Consider the following 17,222-nt stretch of genomic DNA (forward strand, 5'->3'; position numbering starts at 1 on the left):
CCGGGCGCCACTCTACGCGCGACCCATGGTGGCGCCGATCACACTCGGCCCGGTCTGGTTGCGGAAACCCCGTCGCGGCGGATGATGGTTTCCCACAGGTCCGCCGTGGACCGGATGTGGGAGGGATGTAGGCACGATGGGACGTCACGTACGCGAGGGCGTCGAGGTGGACGCCGTCCCCGAAGCACCCGAGGCACCCGAGGCACAGTCGGCCGATGAAGCCACCGAGGCGAGCGACGCCGCTGAGGACGTCGCCGACCCCGCGCAGACCGGCCCGGCTGCGGGCGGCGCCGATGACACCGCTGCGGACGTGCAGGTCTCGAGCCCCGACGACCCGGAGGTCTGAGCGCCCCGCCCCGGATTGCGCGGCCCGGGGTGCGCGCCGGGCATGATGGTCCCCGCCACCGACCGCATGCCACCGAGGAGCGCCCGTGCCGCAGGCCGACCGCAACGACCGCCCGATCGAGACCTTCGACGCGTACGTCTTCGACATGGACGGGACCATCTACCTCGGCGACGAGCTCCTGCCGGGTGCGAAGGAACTCGTCGAGCGCCTGCGTGAGCTCGGACGACCGGTGCGGTTCCTGTCCAACAACCCGACGAAGGACCCGGCCGCCTACGCGGAGAAGTTGGCGCGCCTCGGCCTGCCCACCCCGGTCGAGGAGATCGCGAACACGGTCGTCACGACCACCCGGTGGCTGCGCGCGAACGCACCGGGCGCCGTCGTCTTCCCGATCGCCGAACGGCCGGTCGTGGACGCGCTGCACGCCGCCGGGATCCCCACCTCCGACGACCCGGCCCGGATCGACATCGTGCTGGCCAGCTACGACCGCACGTTCGACTACGCCAAGCTGCAGATCGCGTTCGACGCCCTCTGGTTCCACAAGAGGGCCCGGCTGATGGCCACGAACCCGGACCGGTACTGCCCTTTCCCCGGCGGGCGCGGCGAGCCCGACGCGGCCGGCATCGTGGCCGCGATCGAGGCGACCACGGGCGCGACCTGCGAACGTCACTTCGGCAAGCCGGACCCGGCAATGGTCGAGGTCGCCCTCGCCGGCCTGGACGTGCCGCCCGAGCGGGCGCTGATGGTCGGCGACCGGCTCGCCACGGACATCAAGATGGCGGTCGACGGCGGTATGGCCTCGGCCCTGGTGCTCACCGGGGACTCCACGGAGGCCGAGGCGGCGGCGTTGCCGCCGCGGGAGCGTCCGACGTATGTCCTCGACCGCATCGATGCGCTCGTGCCCGGGTAGATTTGGCCCAGATCCCCCTGCGCCTTCCGTGAGGACCATCGTGACCAACGCGCCCGCCGCCGGCAGCACCCACAGCCCAGTCGGTACCGACACCGTCGAGAACGCCGCCGCGACCCCCGACGTCGACCTCCCGTACGCCGAGCTCGGCCTGAAGGACGACGAGTACGCGCGCATCCGCGACATCCTCGGCCGGCGCCCCACGGCCGCGGAGCTGGCCATGTATTCGGTGATGTGGTCTGAGCACTGCTCCTACAAGTCCTCCAAGCGGCACCTGTCCCAGTTCGGGGACAAGACCACCGACGAGATGCGCAAGCACCTGCTCGTCGGCATCGGCCAGAACGCCGGCGTGGTGGACATCGGCGACGGCTGGGCGGTCACGTTCAAGGTCGAGTCCCACAACCACCCGAGCTACGTGGAGCCATATCAGGGCGCCGCCACCGGCGTCGGCGGCATCGTCCGGGACATCATCTCGATGGGCGCCCGCCCGGTCGCCGTGATGGACCAGCTCCGGTTCGGGGCGATCGGCCACCCGGACACCCAGCGGGTGGTGCACGGGGTGGTCTCCGGGGTCGGTGGCTACGGGAACAGCCTCGGCCTGCCGAACATCGGCGGCGAGGTCGAGTTCGACGCCTCCTACCAGCGCAACCCTCTCGTCAACGCGCTCTGCCTCGGCGTGCTGCGGCACGAGGACATCCACCTCGCCAACGCCGAGGGTGTCGGCAACAAGGTGGTCCTGTTCGGCGCCCGCACCGGCGGCGATGGTATCGGCGGGGCCTCGATCCTCGCCTCGGAGACCTTCGACGCGGACAAGCCCTCGAAGCGGCCGAGCGTGCAGGTGGGCGACCCGTTCATGGAGAAGGTGCTCATCGAGTGCTGCCTCGAGCTCTACGCGGCGCGCGTGGTCGAGGGCATCCAGGACCTGGGCGCCGCGGGGATCTCCTGCGCCACGTCCGAGCTCGCCTCCAACGGCGACGGCGGCATGCACGTGGACCTCGAGAACGTGCTGCTGCGCGACCCCTCCCTGACCGCGGGCGAGATCCTGATGAGCGAGTCGCAGGAACGCATGATGGCCGTGGTCTCCCCGGAGAAGCTGGACGAGTTCCTCGCGATCACCGCGAAGTGGGACGTGGAGACGTCGGTCATCGGCGAGGTCACCGGCACCGGGCGGCTGACCATCGACCACGACGGGCACCGGATCGTGGACGTCGACCCCCGCACGGTCGCCCACGACGGCCCCGTCTACGACCGGCCCTACGAGCGGCCGGTCTGGCAGGACGCGCTGAACGCCGACGACGCCGCGACGCTGCCCCGGCCCACCACGCCCGAGGACCTGCGCTCGCAGGTGCTCGCGCTGATCGGCTCGCCGAACCTCGCCTCCAAGGCGTGGGTCACCGACCAGTACGACCGGTACGTGCAGGGCAACACCGCCCTGGCCCAGCCCGACGACGCCGGCGTGGTCCGGGTGGACGAGGCGAGCGGGCTCGGCGTCGCCCTGAGCACCGACGCGAACGGCCGCTTCACCAAGCTCGACCCGTACACCGGCGCCCAGCAGGCCCTCGCCGAGGCCTACCGGAACGTCGCCACCGTGGGGGCCACGCCGCTCGCGGTCACCGACTGCCTGAACTTCGGCTCGCCCGAGGACCCCGACGCGATGTGGCAGCTCGTCGAGGCCATCACCGGGCTGGCCGACGCCTGCGTGGAGCTCGGGGTGCCGGTCACCGGCGGCAATGTCTCCCTGTACAACTCCACCCTCGCCGGCGAGGTCGGTCAGGGGCACATCGACGCCTCGATCAACCCGACCCCGGTGGTCGGTGTGCTCGGCGTCCTCGAAGACGTCGCCCGGGTCACGCCGTCCGGCTGGTCAGCGCATGGCCAGTTCGTCTACCTGCTCGGGACCACCCGCACCGAACTCTCCGGTTCGGTCTGGGCCGGGGTGGTCCACGACCACCTGGGCGGCCACCCGCCGGTGGTGGACCTGGACGCCGAGCGCGCCCTCGCCCAGGTGCTCATCGACGCCGCCCGGCAGTCCCTGGCCGCCGCCGCGCACGACCTGTCCGCGGGCGGCCTCGCCCAGGCGCTCACGGACGCAGTGCTGCGCTACGGCGTCGGCGCCCGGGTGTCGCTGGCCGAGCTCATGCCCCGGGACGAGATCGACGCCGCGACCGCGCTCTTCTCGGAGTCCGGGGCCCGGGCCCTGGTGGCCGTCGAGCCGGCGAACGTGGCCGCGTTCGAGGCGCTCGCCGCGACGCACAACGTGCCGCTGCTGCACCTGGGGCAGACCCTCGACGGAGGAGCGGGCCTGGTGCTCGACGGCGCCTTCGAGATCGGGCTGGACGAGCTCCGCGAGACCCATGAGGGCACGCTGCCGCGCGTCTTCGGCTGAGACCAGACCGCGAACCGGCGCTGCGACCGGGGTGAGGCGCCCGTCAGTGGGCCGGTATTGACACCGGCCCACCGGGTACGGCTTGATTGTGCCTGATAGGAATTTTCAGCACATCAACGGAGATCTGAACATGACTTTCACGCCGTCACGTCGCCACTTCCTGCTCGGCGCCTCGGCCGCCGCGGCACTCTTCGCCAGTGGGAGCCCGGCGCTACCGGCCGCCGCGGCCGATCCCTACCAGGAACTGCTCGCCCGGCGTCGCGAGTTCCTCACCGGTGGGTCGCTGGCCGCCTCGCACGTCGGGCTCGCCGCCAAGCGGGCCGCGATCGACGAAACCGTGTCGGGCCTGCTGGCCACCTTCGAGCGGACGCCGGGACGTACCTACCTCTGGCCGGAACTGCCGGTGAACGGTGCGGGCAACACGGCCGAGGTGGGCAATCTGGGGGTGACCGCGAATCAGGTCACCGTCCTGGCCACCGCCTGGGCCTCGGCGGGCAGTCGCTACCACGACGACCCCGACCTGCTCGCGGATCTTCAGGGAGCGCTCGCGTTCCTGTCCGGGCAGTACCGAGCGGACCGCTCCCGGCCCGGAAACTGGTGGTTCTGGGAGATCGGGCTGCCCCGACAACTGGCGGACACCCTGACCCTGCTCGGTGCGAACGTCCCCGCCCAGACCCTGGCGGCGCTGATGGCGGCGGTGCGCTTCCATGCCCCGGATCCGAACGTGCGACGCGGCTCCACCCTGAAGGAGACGGGCGCGAACCGGGTGGACAAGGCGCTGTCCTGCATCGTGCGCGGGCTGCTCACCGGCTCCGACGCCGACGTCACGCTCGGCCGCGATGCGCTCTCCGACGTGGCCGGCGGCGGGCGCAACAGCCTGTTCAACGTCGTCACCTCGGGCGACGGCTTCTATGCCGACGGTTCGTTCGTGCAACACGGCTACCTGCCCTACTCGGGCACCTACGGTGGCGTCGCCATCACCGGGGTCGCGGAGGTGCTGGCCATGCTCGCGGGAAGTCGGTGGGCCGTGACGGACGCGAACCTGGCCAACCTGCTGGACGCGGTGGACACGACGTTCGCTCCGTTCCAGTGGGACGTGCGGACCATGGATGCCACCCGTGGCCGGGCGGTGTCCCGGCAGGCGGAACGGGACTACGACTCCGGCTTCGCGATCGCCTCGGCGGTCCTGGTACTCGCGGAGTCGGCTCCCGCCGAGCAGCGCTCACGGCACCGGGCCCTGGTGAAGGGTTGGCTCGAGCGCACCACCGACCAGTCGGTGGCCACGAACGACCAGACGCTCGCAGCCTCGGCGCGGAGCCTGGCCGTGCTGGAGGATGCGGGGGTGCCGGCAGGTCCGGCGCGTACCGGTACCACGAACACCTACAACCAGGAACGGGTCGTTCACCACCGCGGTGACTGGGCCGCCGTCGTGAACACGTCCTCGCGGCGGATCGGCCGCTACGAGTGGGGCAACCGGGAGAACAACCTGGGCTGGTACCAGGGCGACGGGGTGCTGTTCGTGTACCACCGGGAGGATCCGGCGCAGTTCTCGGCGGACTTCTGGCCGACCGTGGACCCCTATGCGTTGCCCGGCATCACGGTCAACGGCGAGTCCCGCGCGAGCGGGGAGGCGGACGGCACCGGGATCCCGCGGGCCGGCAACACCTACGCCGGCGGGCTGACCGTCGGCGGCGAGATCGGCACCACGGCGATGGACCTGACCAACGCCACCGGCACCCTCACCGCGAACAAGTCCTGGTACTTCCTGTCCGGCTCCGTCGTGTGTGTGGGGTCCAACATCGCGGACACCTCGGGAACGGGGGTGCGCACGATCGCCGAGAACCGCGCGTTCGCCGTCGGCGCCCGTCCCGTGGTGCGCATCGACGGTAGGCCGGCCATGCTGACCGAGGACCTCGCCCCGGCGCGGAACGTGCACGTGGCGGGCCATGCCGGGTTCGTCGCGCTGACCGCTCCCGGCCGGGCCGAGCAGCGGTTCGGGGTCCGGGCGGAACGCCGCACGGGCACCTGGCAGGCGATCAACTCCGGTGGCGACACGGCGGGCTCGGCCGACGAGGTCTCCCGCGACTACGTGCGGATCGAGCACCACCACGAGAGCGAGGCCGGGTGGTACGCCTACGAGGTGCTCCCGCTGGCCACCCTCGGGGAGACGATGAGGCGGCCCCGGGTCAGCGTGCTGCTCGCCGAGGACCTGGCGCACCTCATCGAGACCCTCGACGGCGCCCGGATGGGACACTTCTTCGCCGCCGGCGCCTGGGCCGGCTACACGGTCAGCGGCCCGTGCGCGGTGGGACATCGCCAGGTCCCGGCGGCTCCGGGGTCGGGCGGGCCAGCGCAGGTGCGGACCGAGGTCGTCATCTCCCAGCCGACGAAGTCCGGAGGCCAGGTGACGGTGGAGTTCCCGTTCGACGCGCCGGGCGCCGTGGTCGACGCCGACGCCACGGTCACCGTGCTGGGCAAGACGCCGCTGAGTGTGCGGGTGGATGCCTCGACGCCGCGCGGCGCCGAGCATCGGATCACGTTCGGCGGCCGCCGGCGTCGATGACGGGCTCAGCGGGTGCTGGCGATCTCGCGGACGAACCGCTCCGAGCGCTCGCGCAGCCCGGCGATCCGGCGCTGCACGATCTGCTCACGCGCGGCCTGGTCGCTGGCCTCGACGGGCGTCGGGGTCCGGCGCACGTTGGCCGAGCAGGCGAACGCGCGGCAGATCAGGGTGCCGACCGTGTTGCCGCGCCGGCCGGCCTCACCTCCGCGCCGGGCTACGTAGAGCACCACATCGCCGGTTTCGACGACGTCCTCGCACCAGGCGCACATGGCCTGACGGCGGGAGCGCCCGGTACGCGCATCGCCGGACTGGAGGCGGATGCCGGTGGGCTCGCCGTCGATCTCGAGCACGGCGTACGCGGACAGCGGGGCCTTCGGGTCCTGCCAGCCGAGGTAGTCGAGTCGGTCCCAGGCGATCGTGGCGAGCTCGGGCAGGACCGCCCGGTTGGCCTCACCTCGGGAGGCGTTGATGAAGGAGTTGCGGATCTGCTTCTCGGTCAAGGGGTTCATGGGTCGGGTCTTCCTGGAGGGTCCGGGTCAGGGCAGCATGAAGCCCACCCCATCGCAAGCACTGTCCGGGTCCGGTCGGTCACCGGCTCGGTCAGCTGCGGGTGAGGCGGGCGCCGGCCGGGCCTGAGCAGGCCTGTTCGAACACGTCGGCCACCCCGCAACCTGCGGTGAGATCCCGCACCTACTCGCTCCTCTTCCGGGCAACACGGCCCGCAGTGGCGGACCCTCGTCCAGGCTACGACCGTTGTCCACCGGATTGTGCAAGCTCGACGCGATCGCTCACCGCCCCGGTCGCGGATGTGCAGCCGGCATCGGAGACTGGGCCGATGGGAACACCGGAGACCTCCGACCGCGGGCGGGACTCCTCGCTGCGCCTGCCCGCCCGTCGGTCCGACCGTCCGTGGGCGCGGCGGATCGCGGTCAGCGCCGCGTTCGTGGTCTGTGTGATCGGTTCGATGATCGGGGTCGGCGTTTTCGGGGGTACGCCGATCTCGGAGGCGGCCGGCGGCCTCCTCGCCGCGGACGGCACTTATATAGCGCCGGGCAGCGGGGCATTCTCGATCTGGACCGTGATCTATGTGGGCCTCGGTCTCTACACGCTCTGGCAGTGGTGGGACGCCGACTCGCGCGGCCTGGCGTGGCTCGCCGCGGCCTCGATGGTGCTGAACGCGGCGTGGATCCTGGTGGTGCAGGCGGGCTGGGTGCTCGCGAGCGTTCTCGTGATCGCCGCGTTGCTGGGCGTGCTGTCCGCGCTCTTCGTGCGGTGTCACAGGAACCGTCCGGCCGGTCGGGTCGAGGCGGTCCTGACCGACGGCGTCTTCGGTCTGTACCTGGGTTGGGTCTGCGTCGCGATCTGCGCGAACGTCGCCGCCGCGCTCGTGGGCGCCGGCTTCGACGGGTTCGGGGCGCCGCAGTGGTGGGCGGTCGGTGTGCTCGCCGTCGCCGCGCTCGTCGGCGTGGCGCTGGCCCGCTTCGCGGCCGGTCGCCTTGCGGTCGCCGCCGCGCTGATCTGGGGACTGGCCTGGATCGCCGTTGCCCGGGCGGCGACCGAGCCCTCCTCGACGGCCGTGGCGATCGCCGCGGGAGTCGCGGCCGCCGTGGTCGCCGTGGCCACCGTCGTGACCAGGCTGCGCGGCATGCCCTCTGTCGGGACGCCCGTACGCTGAGCCGGTGCGACTGTGGTCCGTTCATCCCCGATACCTCGATCGCCAGGGGCTCACGGCGTGCTGGCGCGAGGCGCTGCTCGCACAGGCCGTTCTGGCCGGGCGCACCCGTGGGTACACCCGCCACCCGCAGTTGGAGCGGTTCCGCGGTCACGGCCGGCCGATGCAGGCAGTCGGCACCTACCTGGAGGGCCTGGCGGAGCAGGCGCACGCGCGGGGATACCGCTTCGACGTCGCTCGGATCGTCGAGACCGAGACCGCGGCCGAGCCGATGATCGTGACCGACGGCCAACTGCGCCTGGAATGGGCCCACCTGATGACCAAGCTCGGCACGCGAACCCCCGACCTGGCGGAGCGTTGGGCGCCGGTCCGGGTGCCACAGCCACACCCATCGTTCGTGGTGGTTCCCGGCCCGGTCGCGCCGTGGGAGCGCGCGGTCCCTGACCTCAGATCCTGACGGCCTCCGTGGCCGTGCTCATCGGTCGCCGGTGGCGCCGTCCTCGCCGTCCTCGGCGACCTCGGTGGCGGTGAGTGCGTCGAGGAAGCCGATCACGACGGCGCGATCGGCCGGGGTGAGTTCCGCGGCCACGGTGAACCGCCGCGCGTGCTGGCGTCCCACGCTCTCGCGGGCGTCCTTGCGGGTCGCGTCGGTCACGGCGACGGTCAGGGCTCGCCTGTCGCTGGGGTGTGGACCGCGGCGTACATGCCCACCCTTCTCGAGCCGGTCGAGCAACTTCGTTGTGGACGCGGTGGAGATGCCCAGATAGTCCGTCAGGGCACCGGGCGTCACGAGACGCTTTTGATGGTGCGCGGCAATCAGGTAGCGCAGGGCGCGCATGTCCGTCTCGTTCAGGCGCATGTACCGGCGCGACGACTCGCTCATCCGCTCCGCGGCCTCATGCCAGTTCCGCAGCGCATTCATGACCTCGACGACCTGTTCGACGTCGGCATCGCTCAGGCCCCGCCGATCGACCAGCTCACCGGTCGAGTCGCCGATGCGTGGATCGTGCATGCTTGCTGCGACCTCGTCACGCTTCCCTGCCACGGCCTCAATGCTAGCCGAGGAGGGTGAATAGTGCTAGGTTGGCAACGCGCTAAGCAAGTATCTAGATAGGAAAGATGATTTGGCCATGCAGAGGACCTCGACGACCAACGAACCGAACTCGCCGGGTCGGTCCTCGCGGTGGCTGCGGATCCTGATCCCGGTGCTCCTGGTCGGGGCCTGGCTGGCCGCAGCGGCGATCGGTGGACCGTACTTCGGCCGGGTCGACGAGGTCTCCACCAACGACCAGACCTCGTTCCTGCCGGCCAGCGCCGACGCCACGAAGGTCGCCGACCTCCGGTCGGAGTTCGCCGGGGCGGAGACGATCCCGGCCATCGTCGTCTATACCTCCGAGGCCGAGCTCACCGAAGCGGAACTCACCGAGATCGCGGGTTCGACGGCGGAACTCACCGAGGTCCCCGGCGTCACCGGGGAGGTCTCACCGCCGGTGCCGTCGACGGACGGCCTGGCCGTGCAGGTGTTCCTGTCCATCGACCCGGACGCGGACGTCCCCGAGACGGTCGACGCGCTGCGGGAGGAGGTCCGGGCGAGTGTGCCCGACGGCGTCGAGGTGCACGTCACCGGGCCGGCCGGGTTCACCGCGGACCTGGTCGACGCGTTCGGCGGCATCGACGGGATCCTGCTCATGGTGGCCCTGGGCGCCGTGTTCGTGATCCTCGTGATCGTCTACCGCTCCCCGTTCCTGCCGCTCGTGGTGCTGACCACGAGCATGAGCGCGCTCTGCGCGGCCCTGCTCACGGTCTGGTGGCTCGCGAAGGCCGGGATCGTGCTGCTCACCGGCCAGACGCAGGGCATCCTGTTCATCCTGGTCATCGGTGCGGCCACCGACTATGCGCTGCTGTACGTGGCGCGCTACCGCGAGGCGCTACGCCGCGTCCCGACCGCGTGGGGTGCCACGAAGGTGGCGCTGCGGGGTTCGGTCGAACCGATCGTCGCCTCGGGCGGAACGGTGATCGCGGCCCTGCTGTGCCTGCTGCTGTCCGACCTGAACTCCAACAAGTCGCTCGGCCCGGTCGCCGCGATCGGGATCGTGTTCGCCCTGCTCGCCGCACTCACGTTGCTTCCCGCCCTGCTGCTGCTGACCGGCCGCGGCGTGTTCTGGCCGCGCCGGCCGGTGTATGACGAGAGCATCGGCGACGAGGACGAGGTGCCCACGACGGGCCTGTGGGCCCGCCTCAGCCGGGCCATCGCGAACCGGCCGAACCAGATCTGGATCGTGACCGCCGTCGCCCTGCTGATCGCCTGCGCGTTCGTGCCCCAGCTCAAGGCCTCGGGCGTCCCGAGCAGCGACTTCGTGCTCACCGCCTCGGACGCCCGGGACGGGCAGGAGGCGCTCGGCGAACACTTCGCCGGCGGGTCCGGTACGCCCGCACTCGTCGTCGTCGACGCCGATGATCTCGAGGTGGCCGCGACCACGATCCTGGAGAACCCGGGCGTCGATGCGCTCACGGTGGTCAGCGCGGACTCGCCGAGCGGCTCCGCGGTGGTGACCGCCGACGGTGTGCAGCCGCCCGGCGAGGGCGCGCCCGCGCCCGCGCCGACCGAGGTCGACGGCCGGGTCCTGCTCCAGGCCACGCTCACCGACCCACCGGACTCCGACGCGGCCGAGGACACGGTCCGGGAGTTGCGCGATGCCCTCGGCGACGACGCCCTGATCGGTGGGGAGACCGCGACCGCGGTGGACTCCAACGACGCCTCGACCCGGGACCGGACCCTGCTGATCCCGCTCATCCTGGCGGTCATCGCGGTGATCCTGATGGTGCTGCTGCGAGCGATCCTGGCCCCGGTGCTGCTGGTCGCGACCGTCGTGCTGTCCTTCGGCGCGTCGATGGGGGTCTCGGCGCTGGTCTTCAACCACGTCCTCGGCTTCCCGGGGGCGGACCCGGCCGTGCCGCTGTTCGGGTTCGTGTTCCTGGTGGCGCTCGGGATCGACTACAACATCTTCCTGATGAGCCGGGTCCGCGAGGAGTCGCTCGTGCACGGCACCCGCAGCGGCATCCTGCGCGGACTCTCCCTGACCGGGGGAGTGATCACGTCGGCGGGCGTGGTGCTCGCCGCGACGTTCGCGGCGCTGGCCGTCATCCCGATCCTGTTCCTGGCCCAGCTCGCGTTCATCGTGGCGTTCGGGGTGCTCCTGGACACGATCGTGGTGCGCTCGCTGCTCGTGCCCGCGCTGTCCTACTCGATCGGGCGAAGCATCTGGTGGCCGTCCGCCCTGGCGAAGGGTGCTCACGCGGCCGAACGCGCCTCCGAGAGCAGCGAACGCAGGTAGCGGGCGATCTGCACCGGCCCGCTGCGCGGTGCGACGGCCTCGACCTCGGCGTTGTAGTTCGTGTTCGTGTTCACGTCGTAGGTGAGCACACGTCCGTCCGCGGACTCCAGGAACTCGATGCCGGCGATCTCGATCCCGTGCGCGGCGGTGAACGCGAGGTAGGACTCCACGAGCGTCGGATCGACGTGCTCGCGCAACGAGAACAACGACTGGCCCGGGATCGGGGCGAGGGTGGCGCCGGGCGGCAGGATCGGGCGGCCGGTCTCCGGGTCCAGGGCGCACGCGTCCGCCGGGCAGAGCTGGAACCCGCCGTGCACCGTGTCCGCGCGGATCGCGTACACGAACTCCCCGCCGACGAGCTCCACCCGGGTGATCGACCCGTCGACCGGGGCGACGTACTCCTGCAGGAGCGTGACGCCGTCGACCGGCTCCTCGTACTCGCCGGCGGCGAGGTCCCCGGCCAGGTCGGCGACGGCGTCGTAGCGGCGCACCCCCAGGCCCTTGCCGCCCTGGTTGTGCTTGGTGACGAACGGCGTCGGGAAGCCGGCGGCCGCGGCGAGCAGGCCGTCGGTGCCGATGACCACCCGGGTGAGCGGGACCTCGATCCCCGCCGCGCGCAGGGCGGTCAGCTGGACCACCTTGGACACCTCGAACTCGAGCACGCCGCGGCCGTTCACCACCCGCCGGCCGGCGGCCTCGGCCCAGGCGAGCACGGCGCGGGTGTGCTCCTTGGCGCCGGCGTGGCCGCGGGTGTGCGCGGAGGCGCTGAACCGGGACCAGTACACCCCCGGCGGGGGCTCGGCGCCGAGATCCAGGGCGCCGCCGGTGAGCAGCCACTCCCGGTACGGCACCCCCTCGGCGCCGAAGGCGGCCGCGAACGGCGCGAACCAGTCCGGGTTCTCGTGGATGACGTGCACGACGGGTTCGGTCACGCTGGTGCCCCTCGGCTCAGGGCCAGACGCGCGCACGCTCGGCGAAGTCCTTCGTCTGCACGGGCACGATGCAGAACACCAGCCCACCGGGATCGGTCAGGACGCGGTACTCGTCGTGCTCCACCACCACGCGCGCACCGAGTTCGAGCAGGCGCGCCGTCTCGGCCGGGACGTCATCGGTCTCGATGTCCAGGTGCACGCCCGGCGGCGTGCCGGTACCGGTGCGCTGCAGGTACAGGCTGACGTCGCCACCCAGCGCGGCCAGATGCTCGTAGGGCTGCTCCGCGGCCGGATCGCCGGTGGCCGACCCGCCGGTGGCGGCCGCCCAGAATCGGGCCGCCTCCGGGTAGCGGTCCGCGGGGTGGTCGATGAGGACGACGCCGATCCGACTCCGGTGCATGGTGGACACGGTATCGGTCGTCGCCGGGCCGCGTCCCCTCAGCCGTTGAACACCTGGGGCTGCTCGTCCTCCGGTTCGTCGTCGACGTCGGTGCTGGTGACGTCGTCCAGGTAGCGACCAACCGGACCGGCGTACTCGCTCAGACTGTCCCGCAGGCCTTCGAGCGCCACGACGGCGGCACGCCGGTCATCGCCCAGGTCCAGGAGAGTGAGGGCCAGGAACGCGCGAGCGGACGCGGCGTAGGGCGCCACGAGCGTGGAGTCCAGCTCGGCCCAGAGCAGGTCCGCGGCCTCGGTCGCCCGGCCGAGGTTGCGAAGCGTCGACGCGAGCTGGATCACCGCCTGCTGGTGGTGCTCCGGGTCGAGCCCACCCGAGAGGGCCCGGCGGTAGGGTGCCTCGGCTCGGTCCTCCTGGCCGGCGAAGTCGTAGGCGCCGGCCAGCTCGAACGCGGCGAGCGGGTCCCGCTCGTGCCCGGCGACCAGCGCCTCGATCTGCGCCAGGACCTCATCGGGATCGCGGCCCTGCGCGGTCGCCCAGATCTCGGCAACCTTCTCGTGCCAGTTCGGTTCGGCGGAGTTCATGGGCCCATGATGGCGTACCGGGGCCGGTCATGGCTCGATCGGCAGGAACCGCACCGCACTGGTGCGGTGGAACGCGGTGTTGCGAACCTCCAGGGTGACGTTCCCGGCGATGCCCGACGCGAAGTCGTAGGTGCCGAGCGGGCGCCAGTTGTTCGCCGCCGACCGCTGGCTGATGACGACCTCGTCGACGCCGCCGGCGTGCGTGACCACATAGGCGGCGGAGTCCGTGGTCTCGGCGTTGCTCGGGTACCACACGGCCACTTCGTAGGTGCCGGACGCAGGGAGGTCCGGCATCCAGGTCGCCGTGCCACCGACCGTCTCCGGCGCGCTGTACCGGGACCGGATGCCGTTCCAGCCGGTCAGCGAGCTGCGCAGCCACGCGCCGGTCTCGGTGTACGCGGGAGCTTGCAGCTCGTTGTGGATCACGAGGCCGGCGTCCCGGATCCGGGCTCGCACGATCGCGGTGTGGACCGTGTCCCAGCGCACCCGGAACTGGTAGGCGGAGCCGTAGCTGGCGCTCGTCGGGGACACCACGTCCCAGGTGTGGGTGTACACCTCGCCGGGCGCCACGGTCACCTGGGCCTGACGGTCGGTGATCTGCCAGCCGGTCTGGCCGGCGAGATCGAGCGGCCCCGACGCCGGTGCGCCACCGGCATTCATGATCGTGGCGGTGAACTGCGCCGCCTCGCCCGGTGCCTGCAGGACCTCCGGGGTGACCCGCAGGGACAGGACGGCGCGTCCGTCGCGCACGGTCAGCTGGGCCGGCTCCAGGTCCGCGGTGCCGCCCGTCCAGGAGGCGACGGCGGTGAGCGGGTGGGCGCCGAGTGAGGCCCCGGCGGACACGGTCAGGGTGTAGCTGGCGCTCGCGGTCCCGCCGGCGGGCACGTCGGTCGGGGCGTCGACCGGCGTCAGGGTCCACCCGTCCGGGACGGTCGGTGTCACCACGAGAGCGGCCAGTGCCGCGTCCCGGCCGTTGCGGACGGTCACGGACAGGTCGACGGTGTCGCCCGCCGTCGCGGACGTCGGCCCACCGATCTCCCCGCCGACGGCGCCGGTCGCGACCCCGGCGACGGCCGGCGGCACGTGCAGGGTCACCTCGTCCGTGGTCACGCTCGCGGTGAGGACCTGGTAGCTGAACGTGGCCGCGAGATCGTCGACGCCGATCGTCCACTCGTTCGGGTAGGCCTTCGGCGGTGTTTCCTGGCTCGGTCCGTCGCCGATCCGGTACCGGAGCGTGGCGGCCTCCTCGGTGTCGATGTAGACGTACGCGTCGTAGCCGGCCGCGTCCGGCCGGACCAGCAGGGTGCCGCGGGTGAGCCCGAAGTCCGAGTCCGGGTCGGTGTCCTCGCTGTGGTGCGAGGCGAGGCCGCGGTCCACGCCGCCGGGCTCCCTCTGCCAGGGGGCGGCGATGGCGACGTCCCGGATCACGACGGAGGCGATCCCCTTCGGGGGCACCTGGAGCACCACCTGTCCGGCGACGGCCGTACGCGACCTGCGGGCGCCGTCGGGCGTGACGATCTCGACGGCGTTGCGGCGGACGCCGCTCGCGCCGAGCCCGGTCAGGGCGTTCGCCACGTCGATTCGCACCGTCTGGGCCTGCGCGGACGAGTTCGTCAGGCTCACGTACAGCGAGTCGTTCCCGACGCCGGCGAGCCAGTTCACGAGCGGGTTGTCGACCTCGATCAGACCCTTCGGGAAGTACGGCCAGACGCCGTCCTCGCCGTAGAACGTGCCCGGGCGGTGCCCGTAGGTGCTGAACTTGAAGTAGACGAAGTTCGCCTCGAAGGCGCGCGGGTAGTCGACCGCGCCGTTCGAGCGCACGAAATGCTCGCTGAACAGGTAGTCGAGGGCGAGCGCGAGCTGACCGGGTGCGTGATGGAAGTACACCCCGGACACGCCGACCGGACCCGTGAGCGGGAAGTCCGGCCGCATCGGCGCGGCCTGGTGCTGGCGGCTGTAGTACCCCGGGTAGTTCCCGAACCGGCCGACCACCAGGTTCTCGGCGATGTCGCCGAGCAGCTCGTCCCCGGTGTAGTGGGCCAGCCGCAGCAACGAGCCGGCCCAGCACGGGTTCAGGACGAACCCGCCGCCGGGGTTGGGGGTGGTGGAGTCGCCGACCTTCAGGGTGGAGAGCTGCTCGAAGGTCAGACCGTTCGTGGACACGGTCCACGCCGGCACCTCCTCGGGACTCACGTCCGTGGCGGGGTAGTCGGGCAGGGCGGACGGGGCCCAGTCGTACTGCTGCAGGACCGTCGGGCCCTCGCCGACCGTGACGTCGCCGCCCGGAACCGGCCGCAGCTGGGTCTGGGTGACGAACCGCCGTGCCTCCAGGTGGGCGCCGGCGAGGAAGACGTCCTCGCCGGTGAGTTCGTAGAGCAGTACCAGGTCGGACCAATACCGGCTGTAGCCGTAGCCGAAGGAGGACTCGCCGTTGTTCGTCGTGTACGGCGTCTCGATGTCGTCGTGCACGTACGCCTCGGCGATCAGGCGGGCTTGCCGCAGCCAGGACGGGTCCCCGGTCAGCTCGTGAGCCGCGAGCGCGACGGCGAACGGGCTCCGGTGCCCGCCCTGCTTGTTCGCCAGCGCGAGCTCGAGACCGCGGGCGTGCACGCCGCCGTTCTGGCGGCGGGTGAGCTGGTCGATGGCGTTGAGCGTGACCGCGTCGAACGGGATGCCGCCGAGGCGGTACAGGTTCACGTCACCGTAGACGTCGCTGCCCTTGATCGGGGTGAACCCGGTGCCGGTCCGGGACAGGTGGTACTCGATCATGTCCCGGGCGCGGCGGGTGTAGAGGTCGGTGCCCGCCTCGGACCCGACGGGCGTGGTCAGGTAGTGCGCCGAGAGCAGCACCGCGGCGACGGCGGTGCGCACCGCATCGTCGTTCTCGACGTCGATGAAACCCTTCGCCCGGCTCCACCAGCCCGAGTGGGAGGGCACGAAGTCGACCGAGTCGTCCGCATCGGGGCCGTTGCCGAGCAGCTCGACCAGGTTGTGGATGGCGTCCGTGAGTGAGGTGTCGTAGACGTTCTGCCGGTAGCTGGAGTAGGCGTACTCGCCGCGAGCGAGGTCGGTGTAGGCGTCATGGAGCGCGGTGGGCAGCGCGCACACCCCGAGGGCATGGCCGCGCTTCTCGCCGGCCGCCATCGGGGTCCGGCGGCCCACCTGCGGGGCGTAGGCGGAGGGCACCACGTCGAGGGAGTCGTTGCGCAGGCTCAGGCCGAACGGCTGCCGGTCCGCGCCGAGTGCCCGCTCGTGCTCGAACGCGAGGACCTCGGCAGGGATAAAGACGCCGAGCGTGGCGACCTGAGCGCCGAGTGTGCGCTGGGTCAGGGTCATCGGGGCGAACATCTCCCACGCGGACTTGGGTGCGTAGTCGTTATGGACCACCCGCGCGTGCTGCAGGGCTCCGCAGAGCACCTCGTCCACGCCGGCCAGGTCGGTGACGTCGAAACTCTGGTAGCCGACCAGGAAGTCGTCGTCGCGCAGCGCCTCGAGCGTGTACTGGAGTTCGGGGTTGTCACCATCGAGGGACCAGCGCAGCACGAGGTCGAACACGCCCTCGGCGGCCGCGTGCAGCTCCACCGTGCGCTCGCCGACCTGGGTGCAGGAGTCGAACGCCACCCAGTGCGTCTCGAGGGCGTCGTAGATGTAGAGGGAGTCGCCCTCGGTGGCGCCGGTGAAGACGACCCACTGCTCGTCGAAACGGCCCGCCTCGGTGGTCACGGGCACCCAGGCGCCGCCGACGGCGATCTCCAGGTCCCGGACCACGGTGCGGCCGCCGTCCCAGACCGCGTCCGAGAAGGTGACGCGGTGCCGCGGCCCCGTGAGCGTGGTGATCGGGGTGACGGTCAGGTTCGGCTTGTCCACCCGGCGCAGCGCGTCTGCGGGCAGCGGCGGCGCCGTCGTGTCGCGGGGACGCGGCCCGCGGGAGGCAGCCTGGGCGGGATCGGCAAGGGCGCCGACGACCGGAGGAAGAACAGCCGCGGTCAGGAGCAGCCGCACGGCGTTCCTGCGGCTCATTCCATCAGAAGAGCCATTGATGATCTGCATACTCGACGTCGAGTTCATATAGTGATTCAACGAACCATCAGTCCCGGTGTCAA

General features: G+C 71.6%; 13 protein-coding genes. 7 read left to right on the forward strand and 6 right to left on the reverse strand.

Going from position 1 to position 17,222, the window contains the following annotated elements:
* Positions 1-136 precede the first annotated feature (136 nt).
* The 4 genes from EXU48_RS22270 to EXU48_RS22285 all read left to right on the forward strand — a co-directional run bounded on the left by EXU48_RS22270 (position 137) and on the right by EXU48_RS22285 (position 6,199).
* Positions 137-346 (forward strand): hypothetical protein, encoded by a 210-nt coding sequence (locus EXU48_RS22270; RefSeq protein ID WP_133109901.1) that lies wholly within the window; start codon positions 137-139, stop codon positions 344-346.
* 85 nt (positions 347-431) lie between these two features.
* Entirely contained in the window at positions 432-1,253 is an 822-nt protein-coding gene (locus EXU48_RS22275; protein ID WP_235857205.1) for an HAD-IIA family hydrolase, read from the forward strand.
* Between the two features lie 40 nt (positions 1,254-1,293).
* Entirely contained in the window at positions 1,294-3,636 is a 2,343-nt protein-coding gene (purL, locus tag EXU48_RS22280) for a phosphoribosylformylglycinamidine synthase subunit PurL (protein ID WP_235857206.1), read from the forward strand.
* 130 nt (positions 3,637-3,766) lie between these two features.
* Entirely contained in the window at positions 3,767-6,199 is a 2,433-nt protein-coding gene (locus tag EXU48_RS22285) for a polysaccharide lyase family 8 super-sandwich domain-containing protein (RefSeq protein WP_133109902.1), read from the forward strand.
* Positions 6,200-6,204: 5 nt separating this feature from the next.
* Here the strand turns inward: EXU48_RS22285 and EXU48_RS22290 are convergent, their stop codons facing one another.
* Positions 6,205-6,708 (reverse strand): FBP domain-containing protein, encoded by a 504-nt coding sequence (locus EXU48_RS22290; protein ID WP_133109903.1) that lies wholly within the window; start codon positions 6,706-6,708, stop codon positions 6,205-6,207.
* A 326-nt stretch (positions 6,709-7,034) separates the two neighbouring features.
* On the opposite strand from EXU48_RS22290, the gene EXU48_RS22295 reads away from it, so the two are divergent.
* The gene (locus EXU48_RS22295) at positions 7,035-7,874 is read left to right on the forward strand and encodes a tryptophan-rich sensory protein (protein ID WP_235857207.1); all 840 of its coding nucleotides are present in this window, start codon (positions 7,035-7,037) and stop codon (positions 7,872-7,874) included.
* Between the two features lie 4 nt (positions 7,875-7,878).
* Positions 7,879-8,328, forward strand: a complete 450-nt coding sequence (locus tag EXU48_RS22300) for a pyrimidine dimer DNA glycosylase/endonuclease V (RefSeq protein WP_133109904.1) — start codon at positions 7,879-7,881, stop codon at positions 8,326-8,328.
* Positions 8,329-8,346: 18 nt separating this feature from the next.
* Here EXU48_RS22300 and EXU48_RS22305 read toward each other — a convergent pair whose 3' ends face one another.
* Entirely contained in the window at positions 8,347-8,916 is a 570-nt protein-coding gene (locus EXU48_RS22305) for a MarR family winged helix-turn-helix transcriptional regulator (protein WP_235857208.1), read from the reverse strand.
* 85 nt (positions 8,917-9,001) lie between these two features.
* Between EXU48_RS22305 and EXU48_RS22310 the strand changes: the two genes are divergently transcribed.
* Positions 9,002-11,206 carry an MMPL family transporter gene (locus EXU48_RS22310; RefSeq protein WP_133109905.1) on the forward strand — a complete coding sequence of 735 codons (2,205 nt, stop codon included), beginning with the start codon at positions 9,002-9,004 and terminating at the stop codon, positions 11,204-11,206.
* Here the strand turns inward: EXU48_RS22310 and EXU48_RS22315 are convergent.
* Genes EXU48_RS22315 through EXU48_RS22330 form a run of 4 tightly spaced genes read right to left on the reverse strand, consistent with a single transcriptional unit; the run spans position 11,164 to position 17,139 of the window.
* The gene (locus EXU48_RS22315) at positions 11,164-12,138 is read right to left on the reverse strand and encodes an ATP-grasp domain-containing protein (protein WP_133109906.1); all 975 of its coding nucleotides are present in this window, start codon (positions 12,136-12,138) and stop codon (positions 11,164-11,166) included. The two genes, EXU48_RS22310 and EXU48_RS22315, sit on opposite strands and share 43 nt — an antisense overlap.
* Before the next feature lie 16 nt (positions 12,139-12,154).
* Positions 12,155-12,538: a VOC family protein gene (locus EXU48_RS22320; RefSeq protein ID WP_133109907.1), complete on the reverse strand. Its 384-nt coding sequence runs from the start codon at positions 12,536-12,538 to the stop codon at positions 12,155-12,157.
* 38 nt (positions 12,539-12,576) lie between these two features.
* A complete protein-coding gene (locus EXU48_RS22325) occupies positions 12,577-13,119 on the reverse strand; it encodes a tetratricopeptide repeat protein (RefSeq protein WP_133109908.1) in 543 nt (180 codons plus the stop codon).
* A gap of 27 nt (positions 13,120-13,146) precedes the next feature.
* Positions 13,147-17,139 carry a golvesin C-terminal-like domain-containing protein gene (locus tag EXU48_RS22330; RefSeq protein ID WP_133109909.1) on the reverse strand — a complete coding sequence of 1,331 codons (3,993 nt, stop codon included), beginning with the start codon at positions 17,137-17,139 and terminating at the stop codon, positions 13,147-13,149.
* Positions 17,140-17,222 lie beyond the last annotated feature (83 nt).

It is taken from the genome of Occultella glacieicola (genome assembly GCF_004353825.1).
In the GTDB taxonomy this organism is placed as follows: Bacteria; Actinomycetota; Actinomycetes; order Actinomycetales; family Beutenbergiaceae; genus Occultella; species Occultella glacieicola.